Source organism: Microbacterium sp. PAMC22086, assembly GCF_019443525.1.
GTDB lineage: Bacteria > Actinomycetota > Actinomycetes > Actinomycetales > Microbacteriaceae > Microbacterium > Microbacterium maritypicum.
Genome location: NZ_CP080380.1, coordinates 2,867,313 through 2,887,392, shown reverse-complemented (window position 1 = coordinate 2,887,392; position 20,080 = coordinate 2,867,313). Strand labels below are relative to the sequence as shown.

Here is a 20,080-nt window from a genome sequence, read left to right as displayed (position 1 = left end):
GTGACGGTGCGATACACATTTGCGCTGATCAGGTCGGCACCGCCGAGCTCTCGGGCGGAGATCGTGATGATTCGCCCGCCTGCCCGAGTGGTGCGTGCCAATCCATAGGTGCGCCCGTTGTACATCGCACGCGTCCACCCCTCCGGCACTCGTTCAACGAGGACAGACAATCTCATAGATCCAACCTCCGTCGACCCGCAACCGGAAGGGGGCCGGTTCAACGCTCGGTCCCGTGTGTCTCGCCGCTCTCCTGTGCTATCACGGCGCGGAAGGAAACGTCGTCTCTGCGAATCTGGTGCGCGGTTTCCAGCACGGCGTCGACGTGTGCTTCCGGAATGAATACCGCTCCGGAGGAGTCGCAGAAGACATACTGTCCGGGATACACACCGACTCCTCCGATCACGACGGGGACGTTTGCTTGGAATGGCGTGATCTCGCCCCCGCCCCAAGCGACGGCTTCTCCCGAGCACCAGGCAGCGTAAGGCTCCCCGGCGAGTTCGTCGAAGTCGCGGAGACGACCGTCGGTTAGCACTCCCGCAAGGCCGGCCTTGGCCAGCCGCGAGAGCTTGGTCCCGCCACCGAGGGATGTCTCCGTGTACCCATTGCTGGCCATCACAAGGGCAGTGTGCGCAGGGTCAGCCGAAGCGCCTTGCACCGCCCGATGAAAAAGCTGCCCGAAGTTGAACTCCTCGGCCCCAAGTTTCTCGGAGCACGAAGGGAAGAACGAGATGGTTATGATCCGGCCAAACAGCGGGCGTGCTGGTACGGGGCTCACAAGCCCGGTTGTGTGCGCTCGGTGCCGATGCATCCGTCCCAACGCATCCGTCACATCAGCGCAGGTGAGGGTCGCGGCAGAGAGCGCCCGACGCTCATCCGCCTCGCTTGACGATCGGTTCGACGGGCTTACTACCACCAGTTGTCCTCCTCTTCCATTGGTCACCACTACCGACGGTGCCCCAGCTATCGATGCTGCAGGTCAACCCTAGACAAAGTGGACCCTTGGGACCACACTCGAGATAATGGTTAGAGACTGCCATGGCTGGAGGCCCATCGAAATGTCCGAGACTCAGATGATTCTTGAGAGCGCGACCGACGCGATGACTGCGTCTCACGTCCTGACGCCGATGGTTCTCGGGCTCCAGGCCCTTGCCGTGAATGGTAAGCAGGCGCATTGGAACGTTCGCGGCGAAAACTTCGTCGCGATCCACGAGCTGCTCGACACGATCGTCGGCAACGCCCAAACGAGCGCTGACCAAGCCGCTGAGCGGATCGTCGCGCTGGGGCTGCCGGTCGACGCGCGTGTGTGTACGGTCGCCGCGGGAACATCGACGCGGGTTGCCGCGGGGTTCAGCCAGTGGGACGACAGCGTGAGAGATCTCGTCGCGGACATCGACGTCGTGATCAGCGCGACCAGGGTTGCAATCGAAGCTCTCGACGGAGTCGACCTTCCGAGCCAGGACGTGGCGATCGCCGTCATGCAAACGCTCGAGAAGGATCGCTGGTTCCTTTCCGCGCACGTGGCCGACTAAGTCGCGGGCACATAGTCAAAAGGGGGGACATGTGGATCCGGAGCGTCTTGGCTCGTCCGAGGAGTCGTTTGTCGGCTTGTGTTTTGCGGACTACCGATCGGCCCTCCTCGGGGCGGAGCTGGCCTATAGCGACGGAGCAACCCACCGATTCGACACCGAGGGTGGCGCCGTCTACACCCGAGGAGGGTCTGTCACCACAGGAAAATGGCGCCTTGAACATGATGGGAAGCTCACCCTGTTCTGGTCTCGGCGAGAGCGGAAGTCTTTCGACATCGGCTGGGCGAGAGACGGCACCGTTGTCGTCGGCCTCTCGCTTACCGACCGAGCGTCTGGCGAAACCACGATCGGGCGGTTCCGCTTCGCCAGCGAGCGTCCGGGCACACCGTCGCCTGAGTAGGTGAATGCGGGCAAGTATTCGGCGCCGCCTCCACAGTGTATTCGGCAGAGAAACTGACTCCATTCTTCGCGTGAGTCGAGCCGACTCCGAGGACCGGCCGATCGCCGGAGTCAGCGCGGAGTCAGCAATCTCTCAGCACGTTCGCGCGCGAAGTTGCTTGGGCTGACTCCGTAGCGTCTCTTGAACGCGCGACTGGCGGCAGACCGACTCGACCATCCAGTCGCACGCGATGCCTCCGCGACTGACATATCGTTCTCCACCAAGTGGCCGGCCATGCGATCTATCCGTACGTTCCGGAGAAAAGCTGCGGGGCCGATTCCGAGCTCCTCCTGGAAAAGACGTGTCAACTGCGAAGCCGATAAGGAAACTTCAGCTGCAAGAGTGCTAGTGGACCAGGGCTTAGCCGGATGTTGGCGCAATACCCACGCGGCGCGCGCAACTTCGAGACGGAGAGTCCGCAGTGACGCTTCCGCAGAGGCGGTCACGGGCGAGCCGTTCCCTGCCACGCGGCCGATGTCGGAGAACAAACTCGCGAGGTCCGCATACACGGCGAACTCGTCGGCGACTTTCAATTCGTGCGCGGAGAGAGTGACGAGTCTAGGCCGCAGCGAGGCCATCGCGGCTTCACTCAGATGTAGCGTGCTGGCATCTTCGTCCCCGGAAGTCGCCCTCAGCATATGGTGCGTCAGCGGGTGCGTAGAAGGCATCCAACTGACCAGAGACTCTGCGAAAAGAGGGTGAAGGTAAAGGGCCACCATCTCGAAGGGGTGCCACGGTTCGGCAGCGCACCATGTGCCGGTGGGTAGAACTACGACGGAGCCCACTCTTAGGTCGATCGCGCCTGAGCCCGTGCGGAGCTGCCCCTGCCCTTCGGTGACGAAGATCAATTTGACGCCTTCTTCGATGGCAGAAGTTGATGGCATCGAACAGACGATGGTTCGAGTTGCGATCGGGAACGATGTAGGAAAAAGCGTCTCGCTTGAGAGTCTGATCACCTCGACCTCCCGCCTGCTCGCCCGACTCAGCCTGATTGATCGCCTTCAGTCATCGCAGGACACAGGTCGGTATGTCGAAGCCTGATTGGACCTCATGGTCCAGTATAGTGATCTTGCGTTAGAACCGGCCGCAGGGTCAAGTAGACACTGACTCGCCTGTGATGCGCGCATGGAATGAGAGTCACGCGCGTGCGTGGCTAAGGTTGCACGCACGGTGTGTCGACAGCGCACCGGGAATGAGGTCGGGATGCAGGCAGTCGATCAGGCGTTCTTGCTTGCCTTTGCCGGGGTGGCGGGAACGCTTCTTGGAACGTTCGTCGTCGGTGTGTTCTTCTACATCGACTCAGAGATGCACATGCGTCTAGAGGTTTCGGAGGCGGCCGATCGATACCAAAGGTCCTCGATCCGGTGGGTCTTCACGGCGTATTCGATCGCGCTATTCGTACCACTTGTGTTCGCTGCGCTTCATCCGCTATGGGGTTCCCTCGCGTTCGGACTCTTCGCGGTTGTCCTACTGGTGATGACTGTAGATTGTGTGCGCCGGATTCTTGCCAAGGGAGCCTCGGGGTCATCGCGAGCTCTCGTAGCCAATCAGTGGATCTCCAGCGTCGTCCTTGTGCTGGCGATCATCCTCCCGTGGGCACTTGGCGGATGGGTCCCGCCGCCGGGTGCGTTCGTTCCTTCCCTCCTGCTTCTCCTGGCGACCGGGTTCTCGAGCACTGCGGCTCTTATCATGGCGCAGTTCGACGCCACTATGGGCATGGTCGATGAGGCCATCGCGAACACGTCTCCCGCTAGAACTGGCTCGGATCGACCAAAGCGATAGGTGGAGCCTGTCCGTCGTGTGGGCACAATAATTCACCGGCCTTGTCGTAACGCCGACAGACGTTTACCGCGCCGGGGAGCCGTGACCAAAGGGCGCTTCAGTCGTGGGTGTCCGGATTAACAATTCACGCACGACCTCGTCCAGGTCGGTGGCGACGATGGCTGGCTGCGGACCGAGGGGCGAGGGGACTTCTCCGGAGCGCGCGACGAAGGCGGCGGAGCAGCCCGCCGCGAGTGCGCCACTGACGTCCCAGGAGTGTGCGGCCACCAGCCAGATGTCGGCCATCGATGCTCCGAGATTCTTTGCGACCATCGCATACGCGGCCGGGGCAGGCTTGAGCTGCCGGATGGAGTCGGCTGAGTAGACCGCGTCGAAGTACTGGCGAAGGCCTGCGAAGTCGAGTTGTGCTTCGACGACCTGCTGCGTGGAGTTAGCGAGTGCCACGATCGTCGTGCCCGCCTGCTTCAGGCGTCGCAGCGCAGCGGGCACCTCTGGATGGCTGGGAAGGCGAGTCATCCGGTCGACCATCGCATCGGCGTCCGCGAAGGTGAGGTCAAGTCCCTGCCTGGAGGCGAGCATAAGGAAGGCGGCCTCCTGCGCTTCGGTGAAGCTCACATAAGCTCCGGTGAGGCCACCGACGAACGACAATTGGAGCATCTGGGTGAACCAAGCGCGTCGCGCCGAGTCGGAGCCGAAAACTTCTCTGAATGGTTCATCCAGTGCGCTGAGATCGAGCAGCGTCTCATTGATGTCGAGAGCAATGATCACTGAATTCCTCCTTCGCTGTGCCTGGAGTCGTGCCTGAGGGACCTGAGCCAGACGGTCGCGTGGATCAGCCCTGAGTGTCTAATTCGGTGGAGAATGCACGTACCTGTGCAATCGCCATGTCTACCGCGACCCTCATGAGATTTACATCACGGGCTGTTTTCGCGAGCAGGTATCCCCCCTGCAGCGCCGCCAGTAGCCCGCCGGCAAGTGAGCGAGCGTCTGCGTCTTCCCGGAGAACGCGATTTGTCTTCAAGCGGTCGATTGCATCGATGATCATCTGTAGCCACTCGTCGAAGTGGCTGGCGATGATCCGACGGGTGTCCTCGTCGTGGTCGGCGATCTCGTTCGCAATCGACCCGAGCGGGCATCCATACGCGCCGTCTCGGAGCGCGTTGCGCTCGACCATCTCGTCGCGCCACAGTTCAAGCCCTCGAAGAGAATCCACCTTCTCCAGGCGACGGCGCTGCTGGGTGAGCAGTGCCTCGGCTCGAAATTCGATGACTTCCCTCACTAGTGCGTTCTTATCAGCGAAGTGCTGGTAGAGCTGGGACTTCGACGTCGCGCTCGCGGTGCGTACATCAGCGAGGGTCGTCAAAGCGACGCCTCGTTCGAACATCAATTGGTTGGCTGCCTCGACGATCCTTGCCTTCGTGGCGGCGCCACGTGACGTCAAACGGCGCGCGCTTGTGCCGTCGCCGCTGTTACTCACGTCTCCAGGTTAGCCTTCCCGACTTGCCGAGCAGCACAGCTCTTGTGCTGTGATCGGCCTGTCCCCGAAACATGGCTCGCGTACGGGCTCGCGGGGACTCGTCTTCTGGGGTCGCCTGCGATCCGCCCCGACCGGCTCCTCCTTGCTCTGACTTGGTGCTCCTAATTGGACCAAAGAGTCCGCTTGTTAATCGATCGTACACGCTTCAGAGCGTCCTGATGCAACGTCCTGACAAGGCGAGATGCGAAGATGCCCTCAATCAGCGTTCTATTCGCAGCTTGCAGTATTGGACTACAAGGTCCGTGAAGCTGGGCGTAGGGTGAGGGTGTGACTCGTGACCAACGTCTCGTCCTCTCGATCGCCGTAGGCGCGTCCTTCGTGGCGTTCATGAACAACACCGTCATCACCGTCGCACTGCCTAGAATCACGGCAGACCTTGGTGGGGGACTGGCCGGGCAGCAATGGATGATCAACGCCTACTTGGTCACCCTCGGCTCGTTGATCCTGGTCGCAGGGTCCGTCAGTGACGCGTTCGGCAGAGGTCTCGTGCTTCGCGTCGGTCTTGTCGGGTTTGCGCTCGCTTCCGCAGCCATCTCGCTCGCGCCGACCGTGGAGCTCATGATCGCCTTCCGGGCCTTGCAGGGTGCGGCGGGAGCGTTCCTCGTGCCGAGCTCGCTGGCGTTGATCACGTCGACTTTTCACGACGCTGCCCAGGCTCGCGCGATCGGCATCTGGACCGCGACCACGAGCGCTGCGTCTATCGTCGGTCCCGTTCTAGGCGGACTACTCTCGGACTTCCTGTCGTGGCGCTGGGCATTCGTAGCCAATCTGTTGCCGATCGCAATCGTGCTACTTCTGATCGGACTGTTGAAACTGCGTGACGTGCCGAAGGGGGGTCGAGTCGACCTCCTCGGTGCACTCCTCTGCGCTCTCGGCCTCGGCGGACTCGTGACCGCCCTGATCGAGGGCTCCAACCAGGGCTGGAACACGCCGCTCGTTCTCGGTTGCCTGTTCGGGGGCGGAGCGATGTTCTTCGCGTTCATCGCGCGACAGCGATACGGGTCATCTCCGATCGTGCCGCTGGAGTTGTTCAGAAGGCGGAACTTCTGGAGCGGAAATCTGGCGACGGTGTTCGTCTACGCGGCCCTGTCCCTGAACGGGTTCGCCCTCGCCATCTTCCTCCAGCAGTCGGTCGGTTTGTCTGCGACCGCCGCTGGGCTAGCTTCGCTGCCGATGACGATCGTCATGATTCTTGGAAGCTTCAGCATCGGTTCGCTAAGCGGTCGCTTCGGGGCTCGAGTGTTCATGACGGTTGGACCCGTCATGATGGCGGTTGGCTCTCTTCTGTTTCTCACGGTGTCAGCAGACTTCAACTACTGGCAGCAGGTTCTCCCCGGCGTCGTTGTGTTCGGAGTCGGCCTGACCATGACCGTCTCGCCGTTGACCAGCGCTGTGCTCGGATCCGTACCCAGTGAGCGGGCCGGAACCGCGTCAGCGATCAACAACGCCGTCGCCCGCCTCTCCAGTCTTGTCATCGTCGCTGCGCTCGCCGTGATCGTCGGAGGACAGATCGATCTATCGGGGTTTCACCGCGCCGCCGTCGTCACAGCAGCGTTGCTCGCTGCCGGTGCGCTTGCGTCATGGGTTGGGATTCGTGCGGCAGTCGCGCCGAGCTCCCGCAGCTTGACCTCCGTGACGGTGGAGCCCTGCACGGCCTCGGACGTCCCCATGCCCGTCGGCGTCGCGCGAACAGACCCAAAACACGCATGACTAACGAAGGAGTTCTACATGGCAGTGATCAATAGCGGGTTCGGCGGTCGTCGTGGCGTCAACGACGCGCGGTTGCCGCCGGGCCAGACGCTCGTTGACGATTGGCCCGTGCTCACCGCTGGTCTTACGCCTGACGTTGGGTGGCACGAATGGACGTTCACCATCACGGCGGAGACTGGCGTCGAGCACAGCTGGGACTGGAACGCCCTACAGGACGTGGGCGTTGAGGACATCGTCACCGACATCCACTGCGTCACGCACTGGTCGAAGCTGGACATGGCGTGGCGCGGAGTGTCTCTGGACCGGTTGTTCGATGATGTCGAGACCTCGTACGACTACGTGATGGTTCGAAGCCATGGCGGGTATACGACCAACCTTCCGCTCGAAGACTTGCTCGACGGACGGGCTTGGATCGCCACCGAGGCTGAGGGTGAGCCCCTGACTCCGGAGCATGGTGGTCCGGCGCGTCTGCTCGTGCCGCACCTGTACTTCTGGAAGAGCGCGAAGTGGGTCCGCGAGCTACGGATGATGCCCGCTGACGAGCCCGGCTTCTGGGAACAGAACGGATACCATCTCCGCGGTGATCCGTGGCGAGAGGAACGCTACTGGTGACGGCTCCGATTCGCGCCAGTTGGCACGTCGGACGGGTCGCCAACAGACGTCCGGAGACCCCGTCGGCGGTACGCCTCGAACTCGACGTGTCAACCTGGCCGGGAAATCACGCCGGATCCCACCTCGATATCCGGCTCACCGCCCCGGATGGTTATCAGGCGTCCCGGTCCTACTCGATAGCGTCGTCGGGTCAGTCGACCCGTGTCATGCTCGTCGTAGAGGAACTCCCCGCGGGCGAAGTCTCGCCCTACCTCGTCCAACAGCTCGACGAGGGCGACCAGCTCGAGGTGCACGGCCCCCTCGGAAGGTACTTCGTCTGGAGTCCCACAGAATCCGACCGCTCCCCGGTCCAGCTCATCGCTGGTGGCTCCGGGGTGGTGCCGCTGTTCGCGATGGCCATGGCCCGTGAGTACGAATCAGAGAACGCCGACTTCAGACTGCTCTACTCGGTCCGGACGCCCGAGGACGTCTTTTTCGCCAACGAACTCGCGTCGCTCACTCAGACCGCCGTCGACATCGTGCACACGCGCCGAGCTCCCCCCGAATCGTCGCGCGCTCCCGGACGACTGACACAGGGGTCTCTCGGCGGCTTCGTCTTCCCCGCCTCGGCAACACCGCGCATCTTCCTGTGCGGACCAACACCATTCGTGGAGACGATCGCCGGCTGGCTGCTCCAACTCGGCCACGACCCCACACGAATACGCACGGAACGCTTCGGAGGCATTAGATGACTCACCTCGACGGAAACGCGCTCGCAGGAACCGTTGCCGACATCCTCGGCATCGAGATCACCACCGCCATCGGGCGATGCGGAAGCTGCCACCACCGCTTCGAACTTGCCCGAGCCCACGCTTTCATCACGGCCATCGGCGCCGTCCTGCGATGCGAACGCTGCCAAGGCGTGCTCGCCGTCATCGTCCGCAAACCGAGGGAGGTGCTCATCAACCTCTCCGGCCTGCCCCACGTGACGATGGCACGGTCGACCTCTCCCGACGACATGAGTCGGAAACCAATTAGGACAGATGAAGAAGCATGGTGATCCAGATCTACGACAGCCGTGTGCGTGCTGTGCGTGACTTCATCCCTTCGCGAGACGGGAAGGTCAGCATCTATGTCTGCGGGCCGACCGTTCAATCCACCCCACACATCGGACACCTGCGCAGCGCCCTCATCTACGATCTGTGGACACGATGGTTCACCCATCGGGGTTACCAGGTCACACTGATCCGCAACGTCACAGACATCGACGACAAGGTTCTCGCCTTCGCCACCGAGGACGAGCCGTGGTGGGCGCGTGCCTACCGCATCGAGACCGAGTTCAGCCGCCTCTACACGACCATGGGAGTCCTACCGCCCGCCTATGAACCACGCACCTCCGGTCATATCCAACACAGCCAGCTCCTCATCAAGCGCCTGATCCATCGCGGGCATGCGTACGTCGCGACTGACGGATCAGGCGATGTCTACTTCGATGTCGCCAGCTGGCGCGACTACGGCTCGCTCACCCGGCAAGGGCCCAACGACGTTCTCGGCATTGATGAGAGCTCAAGCGTAGCCAAGCGAGACAGCCGAGATTTCGCGCTTTGGAAGGGAGCCAAGACGGCTGAGCCGGACTCCGCATCCTGGCCGTCGCCATGGGGTGCAGGCAGACCGGGATGGCACATCCAATGTTCCGCGATGTCCCGCCGCTACCTCGGCCCGGTGTTCGACATCCACGGCGGCGGCCTCGATCTACGATTCCCTCATCACGAGAACGAGTTGGCGCAGTCCGTCGCGGCCGGCGACCAGTTCGCCAGATACTGGGTCCACAACGGCCTGGTCACGACAAGCGGGCAGAAGATGTCTAAGTCGCTCGACAACTCCATCTCCGCCGACGCCCTCCTCCAGCAGGTCGGCCCGGCAGCCCTCCGCTACTACCTGCTGAGCGCGCATTACCGCTCAGCACTGGATTACCACCCGCAAGCCCTCACAGACGCCGCAGCCGCCCTTGCCCGCGTAGCCGCGTTCCAGCGCCGAGCTCGGCCGCATGTCGCGACCATGCATACGGCAGCTGGTCTTCCCGAGGGTTTCGCGAACGCGCTCGACGATGACCTGAACGCTCCCGCCGCGCTAGCCTTCCTGCACGACCACACACGTGCGGGCAACGCCGCCCTCGACCACGGTGACCTCTCATCAGCCGCAGACGAGCACCGGTTTGTGTCGGCCATGCTCAGCGTGCTCGGACTCGCCGACGATGCGCTGGACGCGACCACCCACGACAGTATCGGGTCGACGGTTGCGGCGGTGGTCGACATTCTGCTCACGCACCGCGCGAACGCCCGAGACGCTCGCGACTTCGATACTGCCGACCGCATTCGCGACGAACTCGCCACGGTCGGGATCGCCATCGACGACACCGCTTCCGGCACCTCCTGGAGAAAGTCATGAACAAATCGAACCGGATCGGCGATCAGCCCCCCTACGAGGGATCGTCGGTAGGAAGGATCGGGCTCGGACTGGCAGCGCTCGGACGACCGATCTACCTCACTGCAGGCAGGTCCGATGCTCTCGGCGCCCCTAACGATCGAACCGTCGAGACAATGCGGGCCCGAACATTCGAGGTACTGGACGCCGCGTGGCAGCTCGGAATCCGGTTCTTCGACCTCGCGCCCTCCTACGGGCACGCGGAGGACTTCCTCGGTGCATGGCTCGCCGCCCACCCGACACGTCGCGCGCAACTGACCATCAGCTCGAAGTGGGGATATGAGTACGTCGCCCACTGGGACCCGAAAGCCAGAGTCCACGAGCGCAAAGAGCACAGCCTTGCGATGCTCGAGAAGCAGTGGCCCAAGACGCAGTCCGCCCTCGGAGGCGCCCCGGACGTTCACCTCGTCCACTCAGTCACCCCCGACAGCCCCGCTCTCAGCGACCCCGCCCTGCTTGCACGCCTCAGGAAGGTGGCCGACGAAGGTACGCGCGTCGGAATCACCACCAGCGGGCCGCATCAAGCCGACACCATCGAGACGGCTCTTACCATTCCGTCGTCGCCGTTCTCCGCAGTGCAAACCACATGGAACATCCTCGAACGATCCGCCCAAGACTCACTCGCAGTCGCTGCCGAAAATGGATGGTTGGTCATCGTGAAGGAAGCGATGGCCAACGGCCGTCTCGCAGCAGGCGGTGTCCAGGAGGTGGACCGTCTCGCACGCATCGCCGGGATCACGAGTGACGCGCTTGCCATCGGCGCCGTCCTCGAGCACGACTGGGCTGACGTTGTCCTCAGCGGGGCGGTCACAGTCGCTCAGTTGGAGAGCAACGCCAACGCGGGAACGCCCAGCGTGGACACCAGCGTGCTCGACCACCTGACGATCCCCGCAGACAGATATTGGGCCGAGCGGGCCGAGCGAGAGTGGAGCTGAAAGACGAACGCGCTCGTCGGTCCAGAGGTCTGAACGGTCCGGCGGCTCGCGGCATTTGACCAGCTACCTCAGCGCTCGCAGGTCGCAAAATTGGTCTTCATGGTCCGAAATCGTACTCGTAACCGCTTGCATGTCGGATACTGAACTCATGACAACGTCTGAGAATGTCGCCATCTTCGATGATCTTGTCAGCGAGATCACGCAGCACTACTACCGGGCCCGCATCCTCATCGCGATAGACGGTGCAGACGAGCAAGCCTCCCGCGGATTCGCCGACTCGCTTGCTGATGCGATGACGACCAAGTCTTGGCGCGTATTTCGATCCACGAGCACACCTCGTGGAGCCGCAAGAGACGTCGACCTCTCGTTTCCCCGGCACGACAGATACGGCGGGAACGAGGACTACAGTCGCCTCCGGGACATCGTGTCGCGCTTTCGTGAGGGGAGGCTGGCCGCGGAGACTCCGGATTCTGACGTCCCAGCTGATGCGATGCTGATCGTCGACGGTCGGTTTCTCCTGCGCCCCGAGCTTCGAGGAATTTGGCACTTCCGGGTCTGGCTCGAGAGCGACATGCGGCTCAGCGACGAGTCGCTTGAGGCGCAGCTCCGATACACCCGAGACGGGGCGCCGAGGGCCACCGCAGACGCGATCTTCGATGTCACGAATGCTCAGGTGCCGGTTCGTGTATGGGCTGACAGTTGTTGACGCTTGTGCAACCCACGACCAGCTCACTAGGTGTTGTTCCCCGCGACGTTGCGAACGCGAGACGCCGGTACCATTCCGTCGATACCTGAATGCGGGCGGTGGTGGTTGTAGTGATGGAGCCACCGCGGGTAGTGATCGGCACGCTCTTTCTCCGAGGCGTACGGGACTGCGTATGCCCATTCGCTCGCGAGGGTTCGGTTGAACCGCTCGACTTTGCCATTGGTCTGAGGACGGTAAGCCCGCGTTCGCCCGTGTTTGATGTCTCCGAGCGCATCAGCGAACGCGCGTGATCGATAGCACGAACCGTTGTCAGTCATGACGGCGGCGACCTGGATTCCGGACACGAGGAAGAACGCTCGCGCTCGAGTCCAGAAGGCCGCGGCTGTCTCTTTGCGTTCATCCGCGAGAATCTCCGAGTACGCGAGGCGCGAGTGGTCGTCGACCGCATGGTGGCGGTAGGAGTAGCCCCGACCGCTTCTCTTGTTGTTTCGAGCGCCAGCCTGTCGTCCAAGCACGCGGTGCCCTCCGCCGTCGGGGATGCGGCCAAGCTTCTTGATATCGACGTGGATGAGTTCGCCCGGCGCTTTCATCTCGTAGCGGCGCGGCTTTGGCTGACGCACGGGCAAGCCTGTGGAGCGATCGACGTGTTGCAGCGCCGGCATGCGGTATCGGTTCAGCACGCGACCGACGGTGGAACGGGGCACGCCGAGGTGGTAGCCGATCCGGTGGGGTCCCCAGAGGCGATGGAACCGCAGCGAAACGATCCGTCGCTCCATTCGGGTGGACGTGCGATGTGGTGATCGATGCGGTCGCGAACTTCGGTCGGTGAGCGGCAGGCCCGCACGGTATCTGCGTGCCCACCTAGACGCTGTCGATGGCGAGCATTGGAAGCGCTCCGCGGCGCGGCGGACCGTCCATCCTTGGTCCACGATCAGGACAGCGAGTCGTCGCCGCCCCTCGGGAGTGAGCGGAGCGTTAGAGTGCGTCACGATCCGCGCTTCGCTTCGTGCTCGAGACCGTGGCGGTAAGCCCTCCGCCGATGAGCCCGACCAGCCAGATCGCCCACCCGAGGCTCGCGAGACCGCTGCCAGACATGGCGGCGAATCCGAGCATGCTCGCCACCGCGCAGCAGGGCACAACAACCCACCGCGCCCGGCGATGGGCGCGGACCCACGTTCGTTGATCACGGTGAATCCCCGGCACATGGAGACCGATCGTGCGCGCGTGTGAGCCAGCGCCAGACGCCGCGATGAGAACAACGAGACCGAGAGTCACTGAAGCGACGACAAGCAGCAGACCGTTCATGAGGCATCACCGCTTTCGGCAAGCTGGTCCCGCAGGACAGACCGCGCACGCGAGAGCCTGCTGCGAATCGTCGCAGACGGCTTTCCGAGGATCGTCGCGACTTCTTCTTGGGTGAATCCCTCCCAGTAGACGAGCTCGATGATCTCCCTATCAAGCGGTGAGAGACACCTGACGAGCTCGCGCACATGCTCGACGAGATCTGGATCAAGTTCGTCTGACGGAGGGATGCTGCTCGCAGCGAGATCGGCCCCCATCGACACGCGAACCCGTTCCGAAAGCGCCGTGCGTCGACGTCTGCCGCGCCGGTACTGAGATAGCACCTTGCGTGCGATGCCGAACAGCCACGCCCTCCGCAGATCCGGTGCAACCGCGTCCCGCTTCTTCGACTTCCAGGCGGCCAGGAACGTCTCGCTCACCAGATCGGCGGCATCCTCCGGCGGCGACACGCGCCGCACGAAGAACCCGAGGAGTCCAGGGGCCTCCTGGCGGAACGCGTCGGCCAGGTCGCCGGGCACGAGGGCGTTGTCGCGCACCTGCGCGCTCAATGCAACTGTCCCGTGCAGTCAGACGTGCCGCCGATCTCGTCACCAAGCTTCGCGAGACCGTCGGGGGCAGCAGTCTGCCGTGTCATCGCGTTGAAGAATGACACGGAGTCGACGATCTCGGCGGTCCATTCGCCCTCGTCGTTCTCGCCTGGAATGAACGGGTTCGCGAGGGCATCGTCGTAGATGCGCTGGCCGACTCCGCTCCAGTCCTGCGTTGTCAGCCATTCGCGAAGCTCCGGGTTCTCTCCGCCGACCACAGAACCCACTCTCAGCGCATATGTGCAGGTGACCTCCACCCCGGTGTCGGTGACGTACTCGATGGGGATCCGCACGTCGGGATCGAAGTAGGGGGCGAACACGGCCGCACCCGCGGTCAACGCGCCCGCAGCGACCACGGCTCCCGGGATGAGCCAAAGGCTCCGACGACGCCGCTTCGCTCGGCTACGCACAGCTTCCGCGCGGGACGCATCGACGAGCGACTCCAACGCGGCTCTCGTGGCAATCGAGGGCTCGTACGACTTCACGCTGCCGCGCAGCAGCTCATCCACACTCGGCTTGCTCATGACACCCCCATTCCACCAGGGACGGGAGCTCTTCCCCCGTCACCGATGTAATGGCCGGATCAATCGAAAGTGATGCATCGGGCTACCCCCTCGTGTTCGCAACCTCCTGGGGAAGTACAACTAGGCGCGAAGCATCGCTGTCGAATCGCTCGGACCCGCGACTTTTCTTCGCGGTACCGGCGCATCGGCGAGACTGGCACTGCCGCACACGCGTGGGCTCATCGAACCCCGGCGACGTTCGTCGGTGACTCGATCACAAGCAGCAGGTTCACCTCGTCGATTGACGCACGCATGCATCAACTCCCGTGGCAGGTCATAACTGGAGCATCTGTGTCTCGCAGATCGCGCCCAACCCCATAACCCCAACGGTTCAGCATCGCCGGCATCTGGATCTCGCGAGGTTGCACCACACCACCCGCCGGATGAGATGCGTCAACGTCGATTCCGACGCCGGCGTCCGAGTGTCGACTTCGACGCCGGCGTCGCCTCGGACGTACGGGGCGACAGCCCGGTCCGGAGTGGCGTAACACCGCCTTGAGGTAGTGCCCGCTTTGCGATCGACGGTGCTACGCGGGCTCATCGGCGTCGGTCGTCGCTACCTCATCCGTGCTGGGCGCGATCGAGTCGAACGGCACCGCACCCTGGGCAAGCTTGAGGCGCGTCCACAGGTTCATATTGATGATGACCGCCGCCATCTCCGCAACATCACGTTCACTGAAGTGGGTGCGCAATTCCTCGTGTGCTACCGCAAACCTCTCCTGGTTGAAGATGGTGAGGGCTTCACAGTATGCAAGCGCGGCGCGCTCCTGACCGGAAAACATCGCGCTCTCCCGCCACGACGGCAGGTGAGCGATGACCACCGAAGGGATCCCAATCTTCGTTGCGACCTCGGTGTGCAAGATCAGGCAGTAAGAGCATGGGTTCAGCTGCGCGACCCGTAGCCGAAGAAGTTGCAACAGCCGTGGATCACCCAGGAGATCGGCCGAGTATCCGAACTCGGCGGCCAACTTGCCCGCCAGGCTGCCGAAACGGGTCTGGCTGGGGTCGAATCTCGTGTTGCGGAAGCTGACGGCCTCGAGAACCGGGCCGGGGATTCTCGTGTCACGCCGAGGCATCAGCATCCCCTGTCCCGCCCGGACTTGCGGTCCAACCGGGCTGCGTAGTCGGGGTGCTGCTGCACGAATGATCGGAAGACTGGACATCGCACAGTCACGCGCTTGCCCTCGGCATGGAGTAAGTCGAGCACCCTCCGCGTAAGCGCGGCGGCCAGCCCCATCCCTCGGTACTCAGGCAGGATCGACGTCGCAAGGAGCAACACGCGGTCGTCCTTCTCATCGAACAGAACGCCGCCGAACTCGACGCCATCCTTTGTAGCTACATAGACGGTAGCTGAGTCGTCCAGCGAGATCGAGAACGGCGCCTCTTCCGGTGACGCCGGCGTCTGCATCTCATCCATAAGAGCTCGCTGGTCGGCGGATATGGGAGACCCGCCGTGGCCCGTGGAGTCCGGATCTTCGAGTGAGAGCTGAGGCGGGAAGCGTAAGTCGGCCATGTGGATCTTCCGTACAAAGGAATGAGGTGGTCTGAACTTCTGACTTGAGCTTAGCGAAATATGGACTCAAGAGTCCACTATCGCTATCGTGGGGGCGTACTGCCACATCCAGGAGGAAACCATGAGCGCGAAGGACTACGCCAAGACCGAGGAGGCTCTCAGCAGCCTCACCGAGCACCAGCGCTACGTCACGCAGGAAGAGGGCACCGAGCCCGCCTACGACAACGAGTACTGGGCGAACGACGAGCCCGGCATCTACGTTGATGTCGTCTCAGGGCAGCCGTTGTTCTCCTCGACCGACAAGTACGACAGCGGCACGGGCTGGCCGAGCTTCACCAAGCCCATCGATGAAGAAGCTCTGGACACCAGAACCGACCACCAGCTCATCACCCCCCGTATCGAAGTGCGGTCGACCGGGGCGGACAGCCACCTCGGCCACGTCTTCACCGATGGACCGCAGGACACGGGTGGACTCCGGTACTGCATGAACTCCGCCGCGATGCGTTTCGTCCCGGCCGCGGAACTCGAGGAAGAGGGGTACGGCCAGTACCGCTCCCTGTTTGATGCGGATGCCGAGTCGACAGGAGTTGTGGCATGAGCGACGGCGTTGACGACACCGGCAAGATCACCCGAAATCCCGACACCGAGACTGCCGTCCTCGCCGGCGGCTGCTTCTGGGGCATGGAGGACCTGTTCCGTCGCCAGCCGGGTGTAGTCGACACACGGGTCGGCTACACCGGCGGCGAGAACGATCACGCAACCTACCGCAATCACCCCGGGCATGCCGAGGCGATCGAGATCGTCTTCGACCCGACCCAGACGACGTATCGCGACATCCTGGCCTACTTCTTCCAAGTTCACGACCCCACGACCCTCAACAGCCAGGGCAACGACTACGGCACGAGCTACCGCTCCGCGATCTTCCCCACCACCATGCAACAGGCGCAGGTCGCCCGCGAGACTATCGCGGATGTCGACGCATCCGGCCTGTGGCCGGGAAAGGCCGTCACTGCGATCGAGCCCGCAGGCTCGTTCTGGGAAGCCGAGCCCGAGCACCAGGACTATCTGATCACGTACCCGAACGGCTACACCTGCCACTTCGAACGCCCCGACTGGGTGCTGCCAAACCGGACCGAGGGGGCCGCATCGGCATAGCGACGCCCTGCCTCAGCGAAGCCCGAACCAACACGCCAGAAAGGATCAGGACGCACATGGACAACAGTCAGGAGGCCATGGTCACGCTGAGAGGTACCGATCAGGTGCTCCGAGAACTGGGCACGTCCGGAACCGCCGACTCGCTCGTCGAGCTCACGAACATCACGAAAAACGAGGACGTATCGGTCTACGAACTCCACATCGAGGACCATACCGTTGCGGGGCTTCTGTACACCGAGGCCGGCAACCGAGTCACTTTGCTCGCGACCTCCGTGTTTCCCGAGTTTCGCGGCAAGGGGCTTGCCGGCAAGCTCCTCGGCGGTGTGCTCGACATGCTTCGCACGGAAGGTCGCACCGTGACCCTGACGTGCCCGTTCGCTACCGCATTCGTCCATTCCCATCCCGACTATGCGGATGTCGTTGACCCCAGCTTCCCGGGCAACGTGCACTCACGTAGGCACGGGCGGCACTGAGCCGCATGAGAGGCAGTCATGACGTTTATCGAAGAACACTCACTCCCGTACATGGACAAAGCACTGCCTGATGCGTGGAAGGCAGCGACGACCTTCGCGACCGCAATCTCTAAAGAGGCCGCTCAGCACGGGTTGTCACTCGCCGAGGGTGAGATCATCAAGATCCGCGTCTCGCAGCTCAACGGGTGCGTATTCTGCCTCGACCTCCACTCTCGGCAAGCCCGGAAGCTGGGCGTACCGCAGCAGAAGCTGGACTTGCTCCCGGCATGGCGAGAGTCCACCATCTTCAGCGATCGCGAAACGGCGCTGCTCGCAGTCGCCGAGACAGCGACCACGCTCCCGTTGAGCGAAGGCAGCAAGGCCGACCTCGTCGCCGCCCGCAGCGCCCTCGGCGAGGAGGCATTCGTCAGCGCGGAATGGGTGGCCACCACGATCAACATCTTCAATCGAATCTCCATCCTTAGCGAGCATCCCGTGCGTGTGCGAGATGCCGAAGGGAACCTCTCTCAGGACTGAGGGCAGACACGTGGCAGGGCCCAAAAAGTCACAGCTGGCTCCCAGGAAATCGGGACCAAACGGTCCACTTCTGGCGTTATCTCCAATGACGCCGCAAGCCAGCGGCGGAAATGGAGGAATCGTGCCCAGTAGTAACTACCCCAAGACTCCCGAGGCGCTCAGCCGACTCACCCCGATGCAGCATCGCGTGACCCAGGAGGATGGCACCGAGCCGTCTTTCCGCAACGAGTACTGGAGTAACCACGAGCCCGGCATCTACGTCGACGTCGTGTCTGGTCAGCCGCTGTTCTCATCCACCGACAAGTACGAGAGTGGCACCGGATGGCCGAGCTTCACCCGACCGATCGAGTCGGACGCCGTCCGCACCAAGACCGACCGAAAGCTCTGGATGGAGCGCACCGAGGTCCGTTCGACGGGAGCCGACAGCCATCTTGGGCACGTCTTCGATGACGGTCCCGCCGATGCCGGCGGACTGCGCTACTGCATGAACTCGGCCGCGCTCCGCTTCATCCCCGCGGATGAGCTCGAGGCGCAGGGATACCCCGAGTACCGCTCCCTGTTCGGCACCACCGACGCCTCAAAGGAGAACGCATCATGACCAGTGGCATCCACGACACCGGCCAGATCACCCACACCCCCGGCACTGAGACAGCGGTACTCGCCGGAGGCTGCTTCTGGGGCATGGAAGACCTGATCCGTAGACAGCCAGGCGTGCTGCAGACCCGGGTCGGATACACGGGTGGTCGAAACAGCAACGCCACCTACTATCGTCATCCAGGTCACGCAGAGGCGCTGGAGGTCGTCTTCGACCCCGCGAAGACCACCTATCGTGACATCCTGGCGTTCTTCTTCCAGATCCACGACCCAACCACCGTCAACCGCCAGGGTAACGACATCGGCTCGAGCTACCGCTCGGCGATCTTCCCCGTCACCCCGGAGCAGGAGCAGATCGCCCGCAACACCATCGCTGACGTGGACGCTTCCGGCTTGTGGCCCGGCAGTGTGGCGACGACGATCGAACCGGCAGGCCCATTCTGGGAGGCAGAGCCTGAGCATCAGGACTACCTGGAGCGGTATCCGAACGGCTACACCTGTCACTTCCCCCGCGAAGGCTGGGTACTGCCGCCCCGCGCGGCGCACCCGGCAGCCTGATCAAGAACGCGAGGGTGTGCTCACCACCGTGAACACACCCTCGCGGTCGATCCTTGGCAGCTAGTGAGCTCCGCCGTCGTCAGCCCACACCTGCAATTCCTGCATGACAAGGTCGTCGAGCATGGGCGCCTCGTATCGTCCTTCGGCGGCATACGACCCCTTGCGGAAGCTGAGCCCGACAACAAGGTGGTCTTCGACGATCCATCGAACCTCATAGCAGGCCCGGTAGCTCGGAGGCCAGAAAGAGCAGAAGCGTCCCGTTGCATCGACATACCATTCGCCGCGAACAGGCCGCCCGTTCTCGACGTAGACGGTGCCGCCGGCAGCGTCGAACGTCTGTGTCGCGCCGTCGGCGTAGTGCAGAGGTGCTCTGGTCACCGCATAGGGAATCTCTTCGGCGAGCACGATGTCGTCCTGCTTCATGATCAGCTTCTCCACCCATGTGCGGTATCTGCCGTCGCCGTCGTGCTTGACGCGGTCATCATCAGACGACGGCCTCCTCGATGAGCTCGTAGATGTTCGCGCGCCGAAGGTCGGCGGCATGGAAGACGAGTCCGTCGCCGCGCTCCGGCGGTTCCACGGCGACGTGCCGTACACAGGTCGCGGCGAGGTCTCGCTCCTGCCCCGACATAACGACGAGCCCTATGACCGTGGTGTCGGAGCCGACCGCGTTAGTCGCTGCCACACTGATGTCGCGGGTGACATGTCGCGCGATGCGGTCGACGCGTCGTCGAGTGGCGCCATCAACGGCTTCGAAAACCATGACAACTGTCCGTGGCTGCACCGTGTGCACCGCGTCAGTAACCTCGCGGCGGATCCGCGCGACCTCCGCCCGTCGGGACCGAAAACTGAGCATTCCCCTAACCCTGTATGCGGCCAGTACCATGCGGAGGTCTCCAGCGGTGGGCATGTCCGAGATCAAGGGGACGAGATCGAGGACGGCGGGGTCATCGCCGATCCGGACGGGTGCGTTCATCTCAGTCATCGCGTGAACCGGCCATAGACCTCGGTCGAGGCGTCATGCTGCGCCCGGTTCGATGACGATTTTCGTGTTTCATTGAGGCCTCTCGCCTAGGTGGTTGCCCTCCGGCTGCCACAATGGCACGGCG

27 protein-coding genes are annotated in these 20,080 nt (G+C 63.1%); 16 read left to right on the top strand and 11 right to left on the bottom strand.

What is annotated here, in order from left to right; genetic code table 11:
- Nucleotides 1–217 precede the first annotated feature (217 nt).
- Nucleotides 218–808 (bottom strand): RraA family protein, encoded by a 591-nt coding sequence (locus tag KY497_RS14320; RefSeq protein ID WP_219870355.1) that lies wholly within the window; start codon nt 806–808, stop codon nt 218–220.
- Nucleotides 809–1,055: 247 nt separating this feature from the next.
- Here KY497_RS14320 and KY497_RS14315 point away from each other — a divergent pair, with 247 nt between their 5' ends.
- A complete protein-coding gene (locus KY497_RS14315; RefSeq protein ID WP_219870354.1) occupies nt 1,056–1,529 on the top strand; it encodes a Dps family protein in 474 nt (157 codons plus the stop codon).
- Nucleotides 1,530–2,036: 507 nt separating this feature from the next.
- Here the strand turns inward: KY497_RS14315 and KY497_RS16985 are convergent.
- Complete coding sequence (locus tag KY497_RS16985) at nt 2,037–2,849, bottom strand: helix-turn-helix domain-containing protein (RefSeq protein WP_375140934.1); 813 nt, start codon at nt 2,847–2,849, stop codon at nt 2,037–2,039.
- On the opposite strand from KY497_RS16985, the gene KY497_RS16800 reads away from it, so the two are divergent.
- Both KY497_RS16800 and KY497_RS14305 read left to right on the top strand, forming a co-directional pair.
- The gene (locus tag KY497_RS16800; RefSeq protein ID WP_258185721.1) at nt 2,800–3,006 is read left to right on the top strand and encodes a hypothetical protein; all 207 of its coding nucleotides are present in this window, start codon (nt 2,800–2,802) and stop codon (nt 3,004–3,006) included. The genes KY497_RS16985 and KY497_RS16800 overlap by 50 nt on opposite strands.
- A gap of 162 nt (nt 3,007–3,168) precedes the next feature.
- Complete coding sequence (locus KY497_RS14305; RefSeq protein ID WP_219869349.1) at nt 3,169–3,747, top strand: hypothetical protein; 579 nt, start codon at nt 3,169–3,171, stop codon at nt 3,745–3,747.
- Between the two features lie 63 nt (nt 3,748–3,810).
- Here KY497_RS14305 and KY497_RS14300 read toward each other — a convergent pair whose 3' ends face one another.
- Together KY497_RS14300 and KY497_RS14295 are read right to left on the bottom strand one after the other, a co-directional pair.
- Nucleotides 3,811–4,515, bottom strand: a complete 705-nt coding sequence (locus tag KY497_RS14300) for a haloacid dehalogenase type II (protein WP_219869348.1) — start codon at nt 4,513–4,515, stop codon at nt 3,811–3,813.
- Nucleotides 4,516–4,579: 64 nt separating this feature from the next.
- Nucleotides 4,580–5,224, bottom strand: coding sequence for a TetR/AcrR family transcriptional regulator (locus KY497_RS14295; RefSeq protein WP_219869347.1), 645 nt, complete (start codon nt 5,222–5,224; stop codon nt 4,580–4,582).
- A gap of 387 nt (nt 5,225–5,611) precedes the next feature.
- On the opposite strand from KY497_RS14295, the gene KY497_RS14290 reads away from it, so the two are divergent.
- The 7 genes from KY497_RS14290 (at nt 5,612) to KY497_RS14260 (ending at nt 11,710) form a co-directional block, all read left to right on the top strand.
- Entirely contained in the window at nt 5,612–6,994 is a 1,383-nt protein-coding gene (locus KY497_RS14290) for an MFS transporter (protein WP_219869346.1), read from the top strand.
- 18 nt (nt 6,995–7,012) lie between these two features.
- The gene (locus KY497_RS14285) at nt 7,013–7,606 is read left to right on the top strand and encodes a molybdopterin-dependent oxidoreductase (RefSeq protein ID WP_219869345.1); all 594 of its coding nucleotides are present in this window, start codon (nt 7,013–7,015) and stop codon (nt 7,604–7,606) included.
- The gene (locus tag KY497_RS14280; protein ID WP_308813121.1) at nt 7,582–8,337 is read left to right on the top strand and encodes an FAD-binding oxidoreductase; all 756 of its coding nucleotides are present in this window, start codon (nt 7,582–7,584) and stop codon (nt 8,335–8,337) included. The genes KY497_RS14285 and KY497_RS14280 overlap by 25 nt, the downstream gene beginning before the upstream one ends.
- Nucleotides 8,334–8,645 carry a DUF6510 family protein gene (locus KY497_RS14275; RefSeq protein WP_219869344.1) on the top strand — a complete coding sequence of 104 codons (312 nt, stop codon included), beginning with the start codon at nt 8,334–8,336 and terminating at the stop codon, nt 8,643–8,645. The genes KY497_RS14280 and KY497_RS14275 overlap by 4 nt, the downstream gene beginning before the upstream one ends.
- Nucleotides 8,639–10,033 carry a cysteine--tRNA ligase gene (gene cysS, locus KY497_RS14270; protein WP_219869343.1) on the top strand — a complete coding sequence of 465 codons (1,395 nt, stop codon included), beginning with the start codon at nt 8,639–8,641 and terminating at the stop codon, nt 10,031–10,033. Before KY497_RS14275 ends, cysS begins: the two co-directional genes overlap by 7 nt.
- Nucleotides 10,030–11,004 carry an aldo/keto reductase gene (locus KY497_RS14265; protein ID WP_219869342.1) on the top strand — a complete coding sequence of 325 codons (975 nt, stop codon included), beginning with the start codon at nt 10,030–10,032 and terminating at the stop codon, nt 11,002–11,004. The genes cysS and KY497_RS14265 overlap by 4 nt, the downstream gene beginning before the upstream one ends.
- 148 nt (nt 11,005–11,152) lie before the next feature.
- The gene (locus KY497_RS14260) at nt 11,153–11,710 is read left to right on the top strand and encodes a hypothetical protein (RefSeq protein ID WP_219869341.1); all 558 of its coding nucleotides are present in this window, start codon (nt 11,153–11,155) and stop codon (nt 11,708–11,710) included.
- A 26-nt stretch (nt 11,711–11,736) separates the two neighbouring features.
- On the opposite strand, the gene KY497_RS14255 is transcribed toward KY497_RS14260, so the two are convergent.
- The 5 genes from KY497_RS14255 to KY497_RS14235 form a co-directional block, all read right to left on the bottom strand.
- Entirely contained in the window at nt 11,737–12,699 is a 963-nt protein-coding gene (locus KY497_RS14255; RefSeq protein WP_219869340.1) for an IS481 family transposase, read from the bottom strand.
- Nucleotides 12,700–13,011: 312 nt separating this feature from the next.
- Entirely contained in the window at nt 13,012–13,461 is a 450-nt protein-coding gene (locus KY497_RS14250; protein WP_258185974.1) for an RNA polymerase sigma factor, read from the bottom strand.
- Between the two features lie 95 nt (nt 13,462–13,556).
- Complete coding sequence (locus KY497_RS14245) at nt 13,557–14,123, bottom strand: hypothetical protein (protein ID WP_219869338.1); 567 nt, start codon at nt 14,121–14,123, stop codon at nt 13,557–13,559.
- Between the two features lie 566 nt (nt 14,124–14,689).
- A complete protein-coding gene (locus KY497_RS14240; protein ID WP_219869337.1) occupies nt 14,690–15,238 on the bottom strand; it encodes a carboxymuconolactone decarboxylase family protein in 549 nt (182 codons plus the stop codon).
- Complete coding sequence (locus KY497_RS14235) at nt 15,238–15,675, bottom strand: GNAT family N-acetyltransferase (protein ID WP_219869336.1); 438 nt, start codon at nt 15,673–15,675, stop codon at nt 15,238–15,240. Before KY497_RS14235 ends, KY497_RS14240 begins: the two co-directional genes overlap by 1 nt.
- A 121-nt stretch (nt 15,676–15,796) precedes the next feature.
- Between KY497_RS14235 and msrB (KY497_RS14230) the strand changes: the two genes are divergently transcribed.
- From msrB (KY497_RS14230) to msrA (KY497_RS14205), 6 genes are all read left to right on the top strand, one after another.
- Nucleotides 15,797–16,273 carry a peptide-methionine (R)-S-oxide reductase MsrB gene (gene msrB / locus KY497_RS14230; protein ID WP_219869335.1) on the top strand — a complete coding sequence of 159 codons (477 nt, stop codon included), beginning with the start codon at nt 15,797–15,799 and terminating at the stop codon, nt 16,271–16,273.
- Entirely contained in the window at nt 16,270–16,830 is a 561-nt protein-coding gene (msrA, locus tag KY497_RS14225) for a peptide-methionine (S)-S-oxide reductase MsrA (RefSeq protein WP_219869334.1), read from the top strand. Before msrB (KY497_RS14230) ends, msrA (KY497_RS14225) begins: the two co-directional genes overlap by 4 nt.
- Nucleotides 16,831–16,886: 56 nt before the next feature.
- Entirely contained in the window at nt 16,887–17,303 is a 417-nt protein-coding gene (locus tag KY497_RS14220; RefSeq protein ID WP_219869333.1) for a GNAT family N-acetyltransferase, read from the top strand.
- A gap of 18 nt (nt 17,304–17,321) precedes the next feature.
- Complete coding sequence (locus KY497_RS14215; protein WP_219869332.1) at nt 17,322–17,819, top strand: carboxymuconolactone decarboxylase family protein; 498 nt, start codon at nt 17,322–17,324, stop codon at nt 17,817–17,819.
- Between the two features lie 85 nt (nt 17,820–17,904).
- The gene (gene msrB / locus KY497_RS14210; protein WP_219869331.1) at nt 17,905–18,417 is read left to right on the top strand and encodes a peptide-methionine (R)-S-oxide reductase MsrB; all 513 of its coding nucleotides are present in this window, start codon (nt 17,905–17,907) and stop codon (nt 18,415–18,417) included.
- The gene (gene msrA, locus KY497_RS14205) at nt 18,414–18,971 is read left to right on the top strand and encodes a peptide-methionine (S)-S-oxide reductase MsrA (protein WP_219869330.1); all 558 of its coding nucleotides are present in this window, start codon (nt 18,414–18,416) and stop codon (nt 18,969–18,971) included. Before msrB (KY497_RS14210) ends, msrA (KY497_RS14205) begins: the two co-directional genes overlap by 4 nt.
- Nucleotides 18,972–19,031: 60 nt before the next feature.
- Here msrA (KY497_RS14205) and KY497_RS14200 read toward each other — a convergent pair whose 3' ends face one another.
- Both KY497_RS14200 and KY497_RS14195 read right to left on the bottom strand, forming a co-directional pair.
- Nucleotides 19,032–19,409, bottom strand: a complete 378-nt coding sequence (locus KY497_RS14200) for a hypothetical protein (RefSeq protein ID WP_219869329.1) — start codon at nt 19,407–19,409, stop codon at nt 19,032–19,034.
- Nucleotides 19,410–19,455: 46 nt separating this feature from the next.
- Nucleotides 19,456–19,956 (bottom strand): hypothetical protein, encoded by a 501-nt coding sequence (locus tag KY497_RS14195; protein WP_219869328.1) that lies wholly within the window; start codon nt 19,954–19,956, stop codon nt 19,456–19,458.
- Nucleotides 19,957–20,080 lie beyond the last annotated feature (124 nt).

Coding starts and splice junctions, on each gene's coding strand:
- msrA (WP_219869330.1), top strand. CDS start 18,414: ATGACCAGTGGCATCCACGACACCGGCCAGATCACCCACACCCCCGGC.
- KY497_RS14320 (WP_219870355.1), bottom strand. CDS start 808: ATGCATCGGCACCGAGCGCACACAACCGGGCTTGTGAGCCCCGTACCA.
- msrA (WP_219869334.1), top strand. CDS start 16,270: ATGAGCGACGGCGTTGACGACACCGGCAAGATCACCCGAAATCCCGAC.
- KY497_RS14240 (WP_219869337.1), bottom strand. CDS start 15,238: ATGCCTCGGCGTGACACGAGAATCCCCGGCCCGGTTCTCGAGGCCGTC.
- cysS (WP_219869343.1), top strand. CDS start 8,639: ATGGTGATCCAGATCTACGACAGCCGTGTGCGTGCTGTGCGTGACTTC.
- KY497_RS14265 (WP_219869342.1), top strand. CDS start 10,030: ATGAACAAATCGAACCGGATCGGCGATCAGCCCCCCTACGAGGGATCG.
- KY497_RS14245 (WP_219869338.1), bottom strand. CDS start 14,123: ATGAGCAAGCCGAGTGTGGATGAGCTGCTGCGCGGCAGCGTGAAGTCG.
- msrB (WP_219869335.1), top strand. CDS start 15,797: ATGAGCGCGAAGGACTACGCCAAGACCGAGGAGGCTCTCAGCAGCCTC.
- KY497_RS14315 (WP_219870354.1), top strand. CDS start 1,056: ATGTCCGAGACTCAGATGATTCTTGAGAGCGCGACCGACGCGATGACT.
- KY497_RS14285 (WP_219869345.1), top strand. CDS start 7,013: ATGGCAGTGATCAATAGCGGGTTCGGCGGTCGTCGTGGCGTCAACGAC.
- KY497_RS14195 (WP_219869328.1), bottom strand. CDS start 19,956: ATGACTGAGATGAACGCACCCGTCCGGATCGGCGATGACCCCGCCGTC.
- KY497_RS14215 (WP_219869332.1), top strand. CDS start 17,322: ATGACGTTTATCGAAGAACACTCACTCCCGTACATGGACAAAGCACTG.
- KY497_RS14220 (WP_219869333.1), top strand. CDS start 16,887: ATGGACAACAGTCAGGAGGCCATGGTCACGCTGAGAGGTACCGATCAG.
- msrB (WP_219869331.1), top strand. CDS start 17,905: ATGACGCCGCAAGCCAGCGGCGGAAATGGAGGAATCGTGCCCAGTAGT.
- KY497_RS14275 (WP_219869344.1), top strand. CDS start 8,334: ATGACTCACCTCGACGGAAACGCGCTCGCAGGAACCGTTGCCGACATC.
- KY497_RS14290 (WP_219869346.1), top strand. CDS start 5,612: ATGAACAACACCGTCATCACCGTCGCACTGCCTAGAATCACGGCAGAC.
- KY497_RS16985 (WP_375140934.1), bottom strand. CDS start 2,849: ATGCCATCAACTTCTGCCATCGAAGAAGGCGTCAAATTGATCTTCGTC.
- KY497_RS14260 (WP_219869341.1), top strand. CDS start 11,153: ATGACAACGTCTGAGAATGTCGCCATCTTCGATGATCTTGTCAGCGAG.
- KY497_RS14305 (WP_219869349.1), top strand. CDS start 3,169: ATGCAGGCAGTCGATCAGGCGTTCTTGCTTGCCTTTGCCGGGGTGGCG.
- KY497_RS14235 (WP_219869336.1), bottom strand. CDS start 15,675: ATGGCCGACTTACGCTTCCCGCCTCAGCTCTCACTCGAAGATCCGGAC.